Raw genomic sequence first — 15,466 nt, 5'->3', positions numbered from 1 at the left:
ATTTAGGAGATCTTGTATGTATATTATTGTAGGCTTGGGAAATCCCGGCAGAAAATTTGACGGTACTAAACACAATGTAGGCTTTGACACCATTGATTATCTGGTGGATGAGCACCGGATTCCCTCTTCTGGAATCAGTCTGAAAGCAATGTATGGAAAAGGGGTGATCGCGGGACAGAGGGTACTTCTGGCGAAACCCATGACATATATGAATCTGAGCGGCGAAGCAGTCAGGGCGCTTGTGGATTATTATAAGATTGCCCCGGAGCAGGAGCTAGTGGTGATTTATGATGATATCAGCCTGGAACCGGGACTGATCCGGATCCGTAAGAAGGGGAGTGCCGGAGGCCATAACGGGATGAAGAATATTATCAGCCATTTGGGTACCGACAGATTTACCCGTATCCGGATCGGCATCGGCGAGAAGCCGAAGGAGTGGGATTTGGCCGATTACGTTTTGGCGCCCTTCAGCCGGGAGGACAGAGGAAAGGTGAATGAAGCGGTGAAGGACGCCGTCTCTGCCCTGGAGATGATCCTGCAGGGAGATACGGACGGTGCTATGAACCGCTATAATAAAAAGGCGGAAAGCAGTAAAGGAAATCAGACATGAAGGCATTAATGCAGCCGTTAGAGGCAGTCGCAGGGTTTGACGACCTGAAAAGGCAGCTAAAGAAGAACCGGGGGCTGGTAGTGGTTACCGGGTGCCTGGAATCCCAAAAAGCACATATAGCTGCGGGACTGGCGGAGGAAAGCCCTGCCGTACTTCTGATCGCAGAGAATGAGCTGAAGGCCAAAGAGCTGTATGAAGATTACCGTCTCTATGACCGGGAAGTTCTGCTGTATCCGGCTAGGGATTTGATTTTTTACCAGGCGGATTTATCAGGGAATCTGTTGACCAGACAGAGAATGCAGGTTATACAGGCACTAATGGAGCGGAAGAATGTGACCGTCATCACCAGCGCAGGGGGGTGTATGGACTATCTTCTGCCTCTTCGCGTGCTCAAAAAGCATATCAGAACGCTGAAAAATGACAGCGAACTGGATCTGGAATCATTCAGCAAAGAACTGACGGCCATGGGCTATGAGCGGTGCGCCCAGGTGGAAGCTTCCGGGCAGTTCTCGATCCGGGGCGGGATTTTGGATATCTTTGCGCTGACAGAGGAGAACCCCTGGAGAATCGAGCTGTGGGGGGACGAGATTGATTCGATCCGGAGCTTTGACGCGGAGAGCCAGCGTTCGATTGAAAATCTGAGCGAAATAACCATCTATCCCGCGACAGAAGAAATCGGCAGGGATGAGAAGGGATTTTTCCAGCGGCTGACGGATACTTTTCCTGACTATTTTCCAGAGGACACGAGGATATTTCTGGATGAGCCGGGGAGGATTCTGGAGAGTGCTAAAGCACTGTTTGACGAATACCGGGAGTGCATGATCCACCGGATGGAAAAGGGGCAGATTCAAGCGGAGGAGGGAAACCGGCTTCTGACACCGGAACAGCTGGCCTATGAGCTGAACCGCCGGAACTGTACGGCACTCTGCCTGATGGAGCTTCGCAAAGGAAGCTGGGAGATCCAGGGACAGTATTCTGTGACGGTGAAATCTGTCAGCCCCTATAATAATCAGTTTCCCATGCTTGTGAAAGACCTGAGTCAGTGGAAGCGGGCCGGTTACCGGGTAGTTTTACTGTCGGCATCCCGTACGAGAGGAGGGCGGCTGGCCAGGGATCTGCAGGATGAGGGACTCAATGCGTTCTACAGTGAGGATGCGGACAGGATTTTGAACCCGGGTGAGATTCTGGTGGTCTATGGCAATGCCAGAAGAGGGTTCGAATACCCCATGCAGAAATTTGTTCTGATTACGGAGACAGATATATTCGGAAAAGAGCAGAAGAAAAAGAAGAAAAAACCCAGATACAGCGGCCAGAAGATCCAAAGCTTTGCGGAGCTGTCTGTGGGAGACTATGTGGTGCATGAGAATCATGGGCTGGGCGTCTACCGGGGAATCGAAAAGGTAGAGATGGACCATGTGGTTAAGGACTATATTAAGATTGAGTATTCCGGTGGAAGCAGCCTGTACATTCAGGCTACCCAGCTGGATGCATTGCAGAAATATGCGGGGGCCGACGCTAAGAAGCCCAAGCTGAACAGGCTTGGAGGCCAGGAGTGGAATAAGACGAAGACCCGCGTCCGCGGCGCCGTGGCGAATATAGCCAAAGAGCTGGTTGCCCTCTATGCCGCGCGCCAGGAAAACAACGGATACCAGTATGGACATGATACGGTGTGGCAGAGGGAATTCGAGGAAATGTTCCCCTTTGAAGAGACAGAGGACCAGCTGGCGGCCATTGAGGCGACGAAGCAGGACATGGAGAGTACGAAGATCATGGACCGGCTGATCTGCGGAGACGTGGGCTATGGCAAGACGGAGATCGCCATCCGGGCGGCGTTTAAGGCAGTGCAGGAGAATAAGCAGGTGGTGCTCCTGGTTCCAACTACGATCCTGGCACAGCAGCATTATAATACCTTCATGCAGCGGATGAAGGATTTTCCGGTACGAGTGGATCTGCTCTGCCGTTTCCGGACGCCTGCCCAGCAGAAAAAGACCCTGGAGGATTTGAAAAAGGGGATGGTGGATATTCTCATAGGCACTCACCGGGTGTTGTCCAAGGATGTCCAATTCAAAGATCTGGGGCTGCTGGTGATCGACGAAGAGCAGAGATTCGGCGTAACTCACAAAGAGAAGATTAAACAGATGAAGGAAAGCGTCGATGTCCTGACCCTGACGGCGACGCCAATCCCCCGGACGCTTCACATGAGCCTGATCGGAATCCGGGATATGAGCGTCCTGGAGGAACCTCCCCTGGACCGTGTACCGATCCAGACCTATGTGATGGAGTATGACGAAGAAATGGTGCGGGAGGCCATCAGCCGGGAACTGGCAAGGGGCGGGCAGGTATATTATGTCTATAACCGTGTCAATAATATTGTTGAACTTACGAACCGGATCGCGGCGCTGGTACCGGAAGCAAATGTGGCCTTTGCACATGGACAGATGAAAGAGCGCGAGCTGGAGCAGATCATGTACAGCTTCATAAACGGGGACATCGATGTGCTGGTTTCCACTACAATCATAGAAACAGGAATGGACATTTCCAATGTGAATACCATCATCATCCATGATGCGGACCAGATGGGGCTGTCACAGCTCTATCAGCTTCGCGGCCGGGTAGGCCGCGCCAACCGGACGGCATATGCGTTCCTCATGTACCGCAGGAACCGGATGCTGAAGGAAGTGGCGGAGAAGCGGCTTCATGCGATCCGGGAATTTACGGAGCTGGGCAGCGGCGTCAAGATCGCCATGCGGGACCTGGAAATCCGGGGAGCCGGGAACCTTCTGGGCGCAGAGCAGCATGGCCATATGGAAGCGGTGGGTTACGACCTGTATTGTAAGATGCTCAGCGAAGCAGTCAAAGAGGCGAAGGGAATCCATCAGCAGGAGGATTTTGAAACTTCGATTGACCTGGTAATGGATGCGTTTATACCGCCGGGGTATATACCTAATGAAGGGCAAAAGCTGGATGTATATAAAAGAATTGCCAGCATTGAGAACCGGGAAGAGGCGGAAGATATGCTGGAAGAGCTGCTGGACCGCTTTGGCGAGCCGCCCAGATCCGTGCAGAACCTTCTGGCTGTGGCAGAACTGAAGGCGCTGGCGCACCGGGCCTATGTCACTGAAATTAAGCAGACGGGCATGGAGATTAAAATCACGTTTTATGAAAAGGCAAGACTGGATGTACAGGGAATTCCCAGCCTGCTGGAGCAGTACGGCCGCAAACTGAAATTTAAAATAGAAGCGAATCCGTACTTTTTATACCAACCCGGCCCACCGAAAAAAAAGCGGGAAACGGTGTTGGATCAGGTGAGAGGCTTCATGGAAGATTTGAGCAGATATGTCATGACAGATGAGAGCTTCGGGCTGGATCAATGAAATGTGAAAAATGTTTGAATTGAGGAAAAAACATTGCCTGCAAGGGAAAAAGAGGATATACTAAAAAACAGTTATAAAACACTATATTGGAGGAAGCTATGAAAAAAGCAAAAGCATTTGCCGTATGCGGCATTTTATCCCTGACACTGGCTGCTGCCGGACTGGCAGGATGCGGTGGCAGCGTAGATGGAACAGCGACAGCTTTGGTTATTAACGGTGAAGAGGTCAATACGGGAACGGCGAACTTTATACTTCGTTATGAGCAGGCGGAGACAATGTATATGATGACCAGCTATGGCCTGGCTTCAGCCGGAAGCATGTGGGATTCGCCCACCAGCAGCGGCGTGACCTACGGTTCCCAGTTTAAGGACAGCACAAAGGAAAGCATTGCGGAGATGGTGCTTTTACGCCAGCATGCGTCAGAATATAACGTAACGATATCTGACGATGAGAAAGCGAAAATTGACAGCACAGCCCAGTCTGTAGTGGACGGTAACGGAGACGCGCTGAAACGGATCGGCGCCACGAAAGAAGACGTGGCAGATGCGCTGGAGCTGTATACTTACAAAATTAAGATGAAGGCGCCAATGGTTGAGGATACAGACAGGGAGGTTTCTGACGAAGAAGCGGCCCAGACCAGGATAACCTATGCGCGCATCGCCCTGACCCAGAGCGATGACAGTGGGAATGTATCAGACGTTTCAGATGAAGAAAAGGCCAGCAGGAAAGAAAAATGTGAAGAGGTGCTGAAACAGGTTCAGGAATCTGAAGATCCGGCGACAGCCGATATATCCACGATCGCTAAGGCTGTGGATGAAAAATTTGTGTCCACTGGTTATAACTATGGCAGCGATGATACCGCAATCGATGATGCGGTAAAAGAGGTTGTGAAGAATTTGTCCGACGGCGAAGTATATGACGGAGTGATAGAAGGGGAAAATACCTATTATATTGTCAGGCTGGATAAAATGTTTGATGAGGACGCTACTGAGACTAAGAAGAAATCCATAATTTCCGACCGTGAGAACGAAAATTACAATAATAAAGTGCAGGAATGGAAAGATGCGATTACTGTGGATGAGAAAACCCCATGGAAGGATCTGACGGTGACTGATAAAGATTCTTATACAGTCAAAGCTGAAGACACTTCCTCCGGGAGCAGCAGTACGTCTTCCGGCAGTTTAACAGGCAGCAGTTCAGCAAGCAGCAGTTCAACAGGCAGCAGTTCATCAGGCAGCAACTCAACAAGCGGCAGTACGTCAGCCGGCAGTTCAAGCAGCGCGGGAAGTTCGTCAAGTGCCTCCTGAGCAGAACCGGAGAAAATGAATGAATAAAAAAGAGTTTGCAGATTTAGCTGAGGGGAATATACTGTTTCTGGATGGGGCCCTGGGCACTAATATGGTCAAAAAAGGCATGCCCAGGAATATCTGTGTGGAAGCCTGGCTTCTGGAGCATGCCGGGCTGGTGACAGAGCTTCAGCAGCAGTATCTGGAGGCCGGGAGCCAGATCTTGTATGCGCCCACCTTCTCTGCTAACAGGATCAGCCTCAGGAAACATGGAAAAGAAAAGGATGTGGAAGCATTAAATAAAGGTTTGGTGGAGATAACCAGGAAAGCTGCGGGTGGCAGGGCGCTGGTAGCAGGAGATCTTACGACATCCGGAGAGCTGTTGGATCCCCTGGGAGATCTGACGGAAGAAGAGCTGTACGAGGTATACTGCGAGCAGATCCGCGTACTATCGGATGCCGGTGTGGATCTTCTCGTAGCTGAAACCATGCTGAGCGTTCAGGAGACAGCCGTCGCCCTGAAAGCGGCGCTGGATACCTGTAACCTTCCCATGATCTGTACGCTGACCGTACAGGAGGATGGACGGGCCCTCTTTGGAGGCACGGCGGCAGAAGCGGTAGAGACGCTGCAGGATCTGGGTGCAAGCGCCGTAGGCGTAAACTGTTCAATAGGACCCGATCAGTTGAAGACAATTGTAACTGAGATGAAAAACCGTGCCAAAGTGCCGCTGGCAGTTAAACCGAATGCCGGACTGCCTTTGACGAATGCAAATGGAGAAGCTGTGTACCAGATGGGGCCGGAGGCCTTTGCGGAACATATGGCAGTTCTGGTTGAACTGGGTGCAGGCCTGATTGGAGGATGCTGCGGAACAACTCCCGAATATATCAGAATGATGAGAGAACGTATCGGAAGATAGAAAGCAGGGTGCATAAATGTACAATGATTTATTTTCAATCGGGCCATTGACAATCCACGGATATGGACTGATGACGGCAATTGGAATTCTGTCGGCATATTTCACTGCAGAATATAGGGCAAAAAAGAAGGGTCTGAAGCCTGAGAAGATTTTTGGACTGGTATGCTGGTGTGTGATATTGGGTTATATAGGCTCCAAACTCTTATACATGATCACGATTCTTCCGGATCTGATTGCTGATCCCAGTATCTTCCTGCATTCCCTTGGGGATGGATGGGTCGTATTCGGCGGAATTCTTGGCGGAATTCTCGGAGGCTACATTTACTGCAGACGCAGTAAGCTGGAGGTGTGGAAATACTTTGACTTGGGGCTTGCCAGTGTGGCGCTGGCCCAGGGCTTCGGAAGAATCGGCTGCTTCCTGGCAGGCTGCTGTTTTGGTACGGAGACGTCCTGCGCCTTATCCATCACATTTACGAACTCAAATTTCGCGCCGAATGGGGTTCCATTGGTTCCGACACAACTGATTTCCAGCGCACTGGACTTCCTCTTGTTTTTCTTCCTGATTTTTTACGATAAGAAGCTGAAAAAACGGGACGGCGAGGTGACAGCCTGGTATCTGATCCTGTACAGTGCAGGCCGGTTTATTCTGGAGTTTTGGAGAGGCGATTTAATCAGAGGATCAGTGGGGACCCTCTCAACTTCTCAGTTCATTGGAATTTTCACCCTGATCGCCGGAATCGTGCTGCTTGTTTTAAGAAGAAAAAGCAAACCTGCGGATGACGGCAGGCAAACGGATGCCGGAACTCCTCAGGAGGAAGCTGAAGCCATAGACGAGATTGACAGCCCGGCAGAAGAGGCGCAGGCCGATGTGGCCGCGGAGGGCGAAAAGGATAAGAAAAAAACGGACGCAGAGTCCGAGGAATAATCAACGGAGTGCTGAAGCGATAATTTTCAGCACTCCGTTTTTCTCTAACTTAAAGCTACGGAGGAAAACAGACCTGTTAGTCTGTGCATGCTTTCGGAATTGGTGATTTCTGTTTGAAGAAGAGGTTCTTAATTGCATATTTAATTATTGTATGCTACACTATAATTGATCTTAATATGAACAGAGTGGCCCCCCCTATACCTTATAGATGGTAACCGGTTTGTAAGAATTGCATGAAGAGGTATAGATATAGGGGCCGTTTTTATATTATATCATATAGAAGGGCCTCAAACCGGGGTCTGGAAGTCAGAGGGAGATATTAGGATGCTCACAAAAAAGGAAATTCTGATTGTAGAGGATAACGCGATTAACCGCATGATATTGAGTGAGCTGTTATCTTCGGAGTACAAAGTCCTGGAAGCGGAGAACGGACAGGAGGCTCTTCAAGTCCTGGAAAAACACAGGGACGAGGTTTCATTGATTTTACTCGATATCACGATGCCGGTAATGGATGGGTACACATTTCTGTCCATTGCTAAGAAAGACCCTTCGCTTGCGTCGATTCCTGTCATTGTAGCCATATTATGACGTCACACTTAAGCGAGTGCGACGTGAGAAAAGCCTCCGATTTTTCGGGGGTTTTTCTTTATTTGTGCACCAGTTTTTACTCTAATGATAGATTTTCCTGCCTCATAGAGCCGCATATTTTTCGTCACAGATAGGTGTTTTTCTATTTTTGCACCAATTCTTCAAATTTGTCCTGTTCGAGCAAAATCAGAAATTGGTGCAAATAAGCATAAGCCACACGGCTTCAAAAACGCTCTAATATATCAGTTATACGAGTCGTTTTTACGATATGAAATAAATTCGCTCAAAGGTCGGTCTGATTCTGTTCTCCAATACGTTTTTCCGTTACACGCCCCACCACGAATAAAGTTTGCGGCTCCGGATGGCGTATTGAACGTAATGTCTCGAATAACGACCATTCCATCTTCGCTCAACGAATCAGCGTGCTCTTTTCTTGACTTTCGGATACTACTTTCGTTTGATGTGATTTTAGGATCTAATATAGACCCCTCAAGAACAACATACTCGCATCCATTTTGAACTCTCATTTTACCCTCCGAGACTCCATTTGAAAGATAAAATATTTCATCGTTCTCTACAGTATAATTCCCCAGATGAGTATAGCTTTTTGAGTGAGCAGAATCGCCTCCACTAGAGCTCGGCTCGTCTTCCGGGGCATTAATCTCAGCATTTTCATCCATCTCGGCAATTAGCTTCAGATAACGAAACCCTCGCATAAGCGGCAACCCGCCTTATTCCAATATTCGGTAATTTTGTAGCGCTAATCTCTTTAATCTGCATAACTTCCACCTCCTACAGACATTCATCACTCTCTTTGGCGAAAATGTCGAGTCCGAAATCTAACATCCGGTTACTTTTTTCGTCTGGCTTCTTTCCACCATTCAATACGGCACTTATCCGAGCAGAAGTTTTTCTTTTGCCCAGCCGTATTATCTAGCGGTCGACCGCAATGCTTACATTGATTTGGCAATGCTTTTTCAGCCTTTGTTTTTCGTTTTCCAAATGCTTCATAGCCATTTCTGCGACAAATTGATTTCACCGTATTAGGCGAAAGATGTAGCGTTTTTCCTATAAAAGCATAGGAGTAGTTTTCTTTTCTGAGCGAAGCAATTCTTTGCTTTACCTCTGAGCGCATGAGCGCCTCCTTCCTGTTAATGTGCGATAGTTTTAACTATAGAATTGCCAGCCCACAATGGGGCTGGCGTGTAAGTGGGTATAGCCCTAAATTTTGCGGATAATATCCTCGCCATAAGCGACACCTAGGCCGGAGCCGCAGTCCCAATTGACAAAGATCGTTCCGATATCGTCAACGAACTGTACAGTTCCTTGCTCTCCAGGCGTAAGCTTGGCGTATGGATCGTTCATAGAAATAAGTTCTATGCGCGTTCCTGTTGGATACATTATTCGTAGTCTTTCAATCGCCTGCTTATTCGGAAATCCCTGCATCTGCTTCGCCTCCTTCAATGACTGCTTGCCCAATGGTTACTTCCGGTGCTTCAATTTCTGTTCTGATTTTACGGGCATCATGTCTTGCTTTCGCCTCCTCGGTTCGCCAACCGCTGTTTCCAGACAGGTTGCGAAGCAGAAATTTACGGGCAAAGGCATATTCTGGCCCTTTGAAGTTCAGAGATACGAGAAAGAGTCGCATCGTAAATTTGTCATTGTCTGACGGGCTTTCCGTAGCTGTAACCCGGGTGAGCATTTTAGCTCTCTTCGCGATTCCGGATACAAGCTGCATGTAGGCTTTCGCCTCTCCATTAATCCCATGATCAGTAAACCACGGGAAGCAGATTTTATCCTCTTTACGCTCAATGGACAGAGCGTCTGTTTCGAGCGCTTTCTTGAGAACCGTTGCTTTACTGGCAACAATTGCTCTGACTCTGCCAAGTTCAGCCTCATCAAGGTAAGAGCCTGGCAACTCAATCACGATTTTCTTTGGCTCGGTCGCTTCCGGAATCGAACCTTCCTCTGATTGCTCGTCCGCAACCTTTTCCGTAGCTTCCGCTGATTCAAAACTACCTTCCGGCAAAACAGGAGCTTCTGGTTTTTCGATGGACTCTGCTGATGTTTCTTTAGAAGTATCATAATCCTCAGTTGCGCCGATTTTATTTTCATCGGCAACGGTTTCGTCTAAAACATCTTCAGATTCTTCGACGGTCGTGTCCACGGCATCGGATACATTTTCCTCAGTAGGATCTTTTGTTTCGAGGGCAGACTCTTCTGCATGATCGTCAAGAATTCTTTCGAAGCCATGCCAGGTTAGTTTCTTGACGATAGCTTCTATTTCTTCTTCCGTCATATCATCCGGAAAATCAATATCCCCGGCACGATTCACAATGCATGAACCGACCTCATATCCATAGCTCGGAGCTCTGAGATATTTGGACTCACATTCGAGAATCTCAGACAATGCGTTTACGAGTTGTTTTCTCTGTTCGCCAGATGCGGCGTATTTGATAGTCGTCATAATAGAGACCTCCTTTAATTGTGCTGGTTTAGCAGGATACAAAGAGCAATTTCGGCTTCTTTTGTGGTTGGGCGAATATCCCAGCCACGGTCGTAATTAGCAACGATCTCACCGTTTTGCTTTAACTGCAATTTTGAGATTTTGCCATGATTGATACCGAATTTGCTCGGCTCATCATATACCTTTATGGAATAATGAACCGCTATGTATTCTTTTTTAACCTCTTTTTCTCCTGGGATACCAATAGTTCCTTCTTTCCACATGATTTTTCTTCCTTCACACAATTCATCACTCTTTGTTGCTTTACTTGCAAGTGAAATCAGTGGGATTCTTAAGTGTGGCCTGCGAGATAACATGAGTGCCTCGGCGATAAATATATGCACTATCGCTGAGCTTCTCTTGCGGTAATACGACAGTCTGATTTACATCCAGTACAGCTTCAATGATTCGTGCGGGCTGTACAAGAGAAAGCGGAAAGATGAGAACCTCGTGAATGCTTGACGGTGCAATACAGAGGTCATCCTCTATCTGCGCCGCAAGATCCTCAAGATATAGGAAACATTTTGCTCTTGCTTTTCTTGTTGATTTCATTATAGAGATAAAAAACTGCCCCCGATATTGGGAGCATGTTGCGATATTGTTGCAAAAAAAGAGGCCTGTCCGCAGTGATTGCGAACAGGCTTACCATAAAGAATGGGGGATGCTTATGGATAAGATTCCTTTTTGTTTTCCGGTATTCTATCATGGCTTGATTGCCAACCGAACAATTTTTTCACAGCCGGACGTTCTTAATATATTGATTAGCGGACTGACTGAGAAAGAAACATCCGATTGGCTAAAAGTAGATCGCATAACCGCAAATAAATATATTAGCGGACTAGAATGTATTTCATCGGAACGCCGCAAAGAAATATTTGAGCTATCCGGCAAAGAACTTCTTGCTCGTGTTCAGAAATTGAATATACAGAATATAAAAACCACCATATCTGCTTTTCATGACTTTTTGCGAGAAAAGATTCTGATAAGTGAAGAAACCATTGCTTCTTTAGAGGATAGCGTACGAAAATGCAAAGATCCGTACTGGTATTATGTAGTTGCCTTGCGAGAGTCGCTGTTCTTTACGAAAGCTTCAAAAGAATATATTACAAAGGAACTTAAGAACGAATTGCATAATTTGCATAAGAATAATCATGTGCCCGATTTGTTCCAGTTACAGAGAGAAAGCCTTATGCAAAAGGAGGAAGCTAGCAATGTTCTCCCGACAATAGTTGATACTGCCGTTCCTATGGTCGTGCAGGGTGTAATGACGATACTATTTGCTGACAAGAATTCTTCTTCGGCAACGATAGAGCAGATTCAATCCGGTGATTTTTCTTCCGCCATCAAGTCGTTGACGAGTGAAGGTAAGCTGACAGCTTACGACTTCTATAAATGGAATAATATTCTGAAGATTGCTCAAAAAGCGGATAGTGAACTTGAAAAAGGAATCATTGCAGATCCTTCCGAATTTGATTTTGATTGGTTTTTACGCTTCTTTGATGCTGCCGGAAATATTCGTTCCGATGACATGCAGCAGCTATGGGCACGTGTGCTTGCCGGGGAGATTAAGCAACCTAGAAGTTTTTCCCTTCGAGCGGTCGAAGTTCTGCGTAACATGACCGCCCATGAAGCATTGGCTTTCAAAAATGCGGCAGCACTTGTTTTGCAGGAGTCCGACGGAACCTTCTTTCTGTTTTGCGACACTGGTCTCTCAGACGCCTCAGTTAATCAGAGATACGGTTTGAGTATGAGCGATATTCTCACCTTGGAAGAAATCGGTGTGATTAGTGCTCTTCGGGTAGATAATGAAATCGAGGTCTGTAACGATGGGGCTGACGGATTCTTTAATGATTCTGATTTGATGATTCTATTTGAATCGAGCAATGAACAGTTCAACACTTTTCGCTACCGAAGCTATCCCTTATCCGAGGTTGGCAAACAGCTTCTGCCTATCGTGCAGGAAGAATCTAATGATGATTATTTAATTGATCTGGGCAAGCTATTGAGAGAAGATTTACAGGAAAAAGTCGACGTTTGTGTATATCGGGTTATTTCAAGAAACGCAAATGATTTAGAGCTGGATTTTGACGTGAACTTATTGGACAAGTAAAACTATATTTGCGGACAAGAAAAATCCTCAGCACCGTTGCGGGTGTTGAGGATTTTTCCGTTGCAGAGTTTTTTGTCTTTATTACTATGTCGGCGAATCGAATCAAACCAAGATTGCAACAGAAAAGGCCGCATTGCTGCGGCCTTTTCTGTCCGAGTTTCGTATTCAGTTCTTTTTCAGTTCTGCTCCACATTTCACGCAGAAGGTGCTGCCGGGTTTTACCGCAGCGCCACATTTGGTGCAGAAAGAAGCCGTCTGTCCCTGAGCGGAAACTACCTGGATATCGGCAGGGTTACCGGGCTGAGGCGAAACAGGCTGCGGGGGCGGAGTCTGGTTGGACTGGACAGCCGGGGGATTCTGCCCGGGAACGCCCAGCCGCTCCGCCAGGCTTTGGTTGCCCGTAGCGCGGGTACCCGGCTCAATCTGCCGCAGCTTGTTTTCAATGGCATCTGTTCCCTTGTAGACCACCTTTGCGATGATATACCGGATCAGATATATAAGCGCTACAACACCAACGGCGCATATAATAAGCAACAGATTTTCATTCATGGTTCTTTCCTCCTGGTTCCATTAGAAAAAGCTGGGGTTGGTTTTTACTTTGATGGGGATGTTCTGGACCTGGGCACCTGGGTCAATGGAAAGGAACATTTTCTCGATTGCGGTAATCAAAATGTTCATAGGGATGTGCTCCTGCACCATACCCCGGTAGGTTTTCCAATTGGTGAAATGGAAATACCACACGTTCTGGTCGCCCACATCGTTCTTCCGATACATTTCAGCCTTCCAGTTGCTTCCGGTAAAGAAGAATGCCTGATTTGTATCATTCCTTTGAACGGATACGCCGCTTCCTCTTAAATCAGCATCCTGGATACCCTGCAGAACACGGGCAAAATCTGCACCCCGCAGGGTGAACTCCTCCGCCTGCTCCGTGATGACATACTTACGTTTTACGATTCTTCCTTCATCCAAAAGCTGGTTGTTGACCTTTCCTTGGCGAAGTCCAAAGAACAGGCCAATGGCAACCGCTCCAACGGAAAGTAAAATTGCAAACCACATAATCAATTCCTCCTAAATTTTATTTTTCAAATTCTGTGCCGCCGATGTTGATCACATTTCCCGACTGTGAAAAGGACTGCTCCCAGGTGTATTCCTGGCCGAACAGGGTATATGTAATAATGATCTGGCCGCCGTCGATCTGATATGTGCCGCTGGCATTGATGCCAAAAGCAGACATGGTCACTTGGTCTCCGTCAAAAGTAAACGATTGGGAAATAAGACCTTGAGAGTGATATGTGCCGCTCAACTTTGAACCTCCGCAGGCAGTCAGCATCGTGACACACAGGATGACGGCCAGCAGTATAGCCAGCAGTCGCTTGTTTCTTTTCATGTACATGAAGAATCCTCCTTTGATTGATTTTTTATGCTACGATTCAATTTAAACAACAGCTTTTTGCCCGGGTTCGGCATTCATCCTTATTCCAACCTTGAACCGCATTTCGCGCAGAACTTCGATTGACTATCCATAGCAGCTCCGCACCGTGCGCAGAATTTTACTGTCGGCTCGGGAGCCGGATCCTGCACCTCCTCCGATATGGTGGAAGGATGCTCCTGCGGCAGTACGGTTGTTTGAGGCTGTTCGGGCGAATAATACGGCATCTGTGGATTGATGGAATTTATACCGCTATTGACGCTCTGCACGAAGGTTTGACGTTGCAGGGCGTTTTTTCGATAAAGCATGAAAACCTGTATGGCAAAAACGGCAATAAAACCAATCCATGCCAAACCGTACAGGGCAAGCTTAAAGCTTGTCCGCAGAGCGAGCAGGACATATATGACCTCGTATGCGCCAAGCACACAAGAGATGACGAAGAAAACAAGCCGAAGAGTATTTTTATTTTCGTCTTTTTTCAATGCCAAAATCCATGCCATAGTAACCAATACATACAATACAAGCTGAACGATTACCCGTTCCGCCCCGCGCCAGCCGGAAAAATAATAGCCTCCGTAATTGATAATCTGCTGAATTGCAGTAATCAGGCTGCCAACGCTAAACAAGGAATATGTAAAAGCCATGGAGAAAGATTCTATCTTCACTTTCTTCACGCACATCCAAAGCTGCAGAAGGCCGGCAAGCGCACACATCCAGATGTACACCTGAACGTTGAGATTGATCAGTAAAAAAAGCGAGCTGACGGCAGAAATGATTGCCAAGGTGCGCTGAAGCGGATCCAGCTTCCAGCTTTTTACAAGCAAGGCTATATAACTCATCGCAGAGCGAAAGCTGCCGTCCATCAACTCTTCCGTTTTGGAAGTAGCAGGACTGTATTTTGTATCGTTCATAAGTAAATCCTCCTTGTTCTTAGTATCTCCGTATCATGATTCGACAGGAATCTCTTCGTATGTATTCTCCACCTTCAAATAAACACCGCTTGAATCGTAAAGTTCCATTTCCATTAGCTGACCAAATTCATTCATTTCGAAATGGTTCCCGGGCTGACCATCGCTAAAAACGGTAATTTCCCGGATTATATCGTTTTCTACGTCATAAACCACATAATAGTCTTCATAATAGACTGTATTTCCTTCTACCTTTACAACGCCGTCTTCTCCCGGTACGAAGTCAAAATAATTGTCCAATAAAAGCACCGTATCTTTCTGGCCGGACGGTTGCTCCTCGCGGCTGCCTACCGGTTTTCCGTCCGATGTATAGAGCCATTGCACGCTGTATGTTTCATCCCCGCTTTGCATCGTTCCACAAACCTCAATATAACCATCCTCATGAACGATGACTCTGTCATGTGAATAGTTCGTAATGGTTTCTGTCCCTTGAACAGTTACACATGCAGTTTTTGGAAAGCTGACTGATAGCGTTCTTTTCCCGGAAGATTTTCCGCAGGCAGTCAACATTGTGGCGCATAGGATTACGGTCAGCAGTACGGATAATAGCCGTACTTTTACGTTTGTTCTCATAGATTTTCCTCCTACTAATTTTTTGTAAAAATTCTTTTGTGTGTGGAAATAAAAAGCAAGCGATGCGCCCGGTTATCCTACCGGATCATTTTTTAGTCTTGCACCACATCTCGTACAGAACATGGAATGGCTGTCCATAGCAGCACCGCACTGTGTACAGAAAACGGTTCCAGTATCAATC

18 protein-coding genes and 1 pseudogene are annotated in these 15,466 nt (G+C 47.3%); 7 read left to right on the top strand and 12 right to left on the bottom strand.

The genetic code is table 11. The features are described 5' to 3' along the window. Positions 1 to 16 precede the first annotated feature (16 nt). The 6 genes and pseudogenes from pth to H9Q79_RS12665 form a co-directional block, all read left to right on the top strand. The gene (gene pth, locus H9Q79_RS12690; protein ID WP_118643481.1) at positions 17 to 610 is read left to right on the top strand and encodes an aminoacyl-tRNA hydrolase; all 594 of its coding nucleotides are present in this window, start codon (positions 17 to 19) and stop codon (positions 608 to 610) included. Then, entirely contained in the window at positions 607 to 3,984 is a 3,378-nt protein-coding gene (mfd, locus tag H9Q79_RS12685) for a transcription-repair coupling factor (protein WP_249328443.1), read from the top strand. Before pth ends, mfd begins: the two co-directional genes overlap by 4 nt. Positions 3,985 to 4,082: 98 nt before the next feature. Next, the gene (locus H9Q79_RS12680; protein WP_118643483.1) at positions 4,083 to 5,291 is read left to right on the top strand and encodes a hypothetical protein; all 1,209 of its coding nucleotides are present in this window, start codon (positions 4,083 to 4,085) and stop codon (positions 5,289 to 5,291) included. 19 nt (positions 5,292 to 5,310) lie between these two features. Then, positions 5,311 to 6,186, top strand: coding sequence for a homocysteine S-methyltransferase family protein (locus tag H9Q79_RS12675; RefSeq protein ID WP_118643485.1), 876 nt, complete (start codon positions 5,311 to 5,313; stop codon positions 6,184 to 6,186). Positions 6,187 to 6,202: 16 nt separating this feature from the next. After that, positions 6,203 to 7,111: a prolipoprotein diacylglyceryl transferase gene (locus H9Q79_RS12670; protein ID WP_118643487.1), complete on the top strand. Its 909-nt coding sequence runs from the start codon at positions 6,203 to 6,205 to the stop codon at positions 7,109 to 7,111. Positions 7,112 to 7,435: 324 nt separating this feature from the next. Further along, positions 7,436 to 7,687, top strand: a pseudogene (locus H9Q79_RS12665) (response regulator); the annotation flags it as partial. Positions 7,688 to 7,941: 254 nt separating this feature from the next. Here the strand turns inward: H9Q79_RS12665 and H9Q79_RS12660 are convergent. From H9Q79_RS12660 to H9Q79_RS18670, 6 genes are all read right to left on the bottom strand, one after another. Continuing rightward, complete coding sequence (locus H9Q79_RS12660; protein WP_249328441.1) at positions 7,942 to 8,415, bottom strand: DUF4357 domain-containing protein; 474 nt, start codon at positions 8,413 to 8,415, stop codon at positions 7,942 to 7,944. 134 nt (positions 8,416 to 8,549) lie between these two features. Next, positions 8,550 to 8,834, bottom strand: coding sequence for a hypothetical protein (locus H9Q79_RS12655; RefSeq protein WP_249328440.1), 285 nt, complete (start codon positions 8,832 to 8,834; stop codon positions 8,550 to 8,552). Between the two features lie 86 nt (positions 8,835 to 8,920). Beyond that, on the bottom strand, positions 8,921 to 9,145 hold the full coding sequence (locus H9Q79_RS12650) for a DUF4314 domain-containing protein (RefSeq protein WP_249328439.1): 225 nt from the start codon (positions 9,143 to 9,145) through the stop codon (positions 8,921 to 8,923). Beyond that, positions 9,126 to 10,166 (bottom strand): hypothetical protein, encoded by a 1,041-nt coding sequence (locus H9Q79_RS12645; RefSeq protein WP_249328438.1) that lies wholly within the window; start codon positions 10,164 to 10,166, stop codon positions 9,126 to 9,128. The genes H9Q79_RS12650 and H9Q79_RS12645 overlap by 20 nt, the downstream gene beginning before the upstream one ends. Before the next feature lie 14 nt (positions 10,167 to 10,180). After that, on the bottom strand, positions 10,181 to 10,429 hold the full coding sequence (locus tag H9Q79_RS12640) for a DUF7678 domain-containing protein (protein WP_249328437.1): 249 nt from the start codon (positions 10,427 to 10,429) through the stop codon (positions 10,181 to 10,183). A gap of 40 nt (positions 10,430 to 10,469) precedes the next feature. Continuing rightward, positions 10,470 to 10,757 carry a DUF5688 family protein gene (locus H9Q79_RS18670; protein ID WP_408646433.1) on the bottom strand — a complete coding sequence of 96 codons (288 nt, stop codon included), beginning with the start codon at positions 10,755 to 10,757 and terminating at the stop codon, positions 10,470 to 10,472. Here H9Q79_RS18670 and H9Q79_RS12635 point away from each other — a divergent pair. Next, the gene (locus H9Q79_RS12635) at positions 10,660 to 12,315 is read left to right on the top strand and encodes a DUF2806 domain-containing protein (protein ID WP_249328436.1); all 1,656 of its coding nucleotides are present in this window, start codon (positions 10,660 to 10,662) and stop codon (positions 12,313 to 12,315) included. The genes H9Q79_RS18670 and H9Q79_RS12635 overlap by 98 nt on opposite strands. A gap of 165 nt (positions 12,316 to 12,480) precedes the next feature. Here H9Q79_RS12635 and H9Q79_RS12630 read toward each other — a convergent pair whose 3' ends face one another. The 6 genes from H9Q79_RS12630 to H9Q79_RS18665 form a co-directional block, all read right to left on the bottom strand. Continuing rightward, entirely contained in the window at positions 12,481 to 12,864 is a 384-nt protein-coding gene (locus H9Q79_RS12630; protein ID WP_249328435.1) for a zinc ribbon domain-containing protein, read from the bottom strand. Positions 12,865 to 12,885: 21 nt separating this feature from the next. Next, positions 12,886 to 13,371 carry a hypothetical protein gene (locus tag H9Q79_RS12625; RefSeq protein WP_077532441.1) on the bottom strand — a complete coding sequence of 162 codons (486 nt, stop codon included), beginning with the start codon at positions 13,369 to 13,371 and terminating at the stop codon, positions 12,886 to 12,888. A gap of 19 nt (positions 13,372 to 13,390) precedes the next feature. Beyond that, positions 13,391 to 13,708: a hypothetical protein gene (locus H9Q79_RS12620; RefSeq protein ID WP_249328434.1), complete on the bottom strand. Its 318-nt coding sequence runs from the start codon at positions 13,706 to 13,708 to the stop codon at positions 13,391 to 13,393. Between the two features lie 80 nt (positions 13,709 to 13,788). Next, the gene (locus H9Q79_RS12615) at positions 13,789 to 14,655 is read right to left on the bottom strand and encodes a zinc ribbon domain-containing protein (protein WP_249328433.1); all 867 of its coding nucleotides are present in this window, start codon (positions 14,653 to 14,655) and stop codon (positions 13,789 to 13,791) included. A gap of 33 nt (positions 14,656 to 14,688) precedes the next feature. Further along, positions 14,689 to 15,285, bottom strand: a complete 597-nt coding sequence (locus H9Q79_RS12610) for a hypothetical protein (protein WP_249328432.1) — start codon at positions 15,283 to 15,285, stop codon at positions 14,689 to 14,691. Between the two features lie 72 nt (positions 15,286 to 15,357). Then, positions 15,358 to 15,465 (bottom strand): zinc-ribbon domain-containing protein, encoded by a 108-nt coding sequence (locus tag H9Q79_RS18665; RefSeq protein ID WP_408646479.1) that lies wholly within the window; start codon positions 15,463 to 15,465, stop codon positions 15,358 to 15,360. Between the last annotated feature and the right edge of the window lies 1 nt (position 15,466).

The organism is Wansuia hejianensis, from assembly GCF_014337215.1.
GTDB lineage: Bacteria > Bacillota > Clostridia > Lachnospirales > Lachnospiraceae > Scatomonas > Scatomonas hejianensis.
This window is presented reverse-complemented; position numbering and strand designations above follow the sequence as displayed.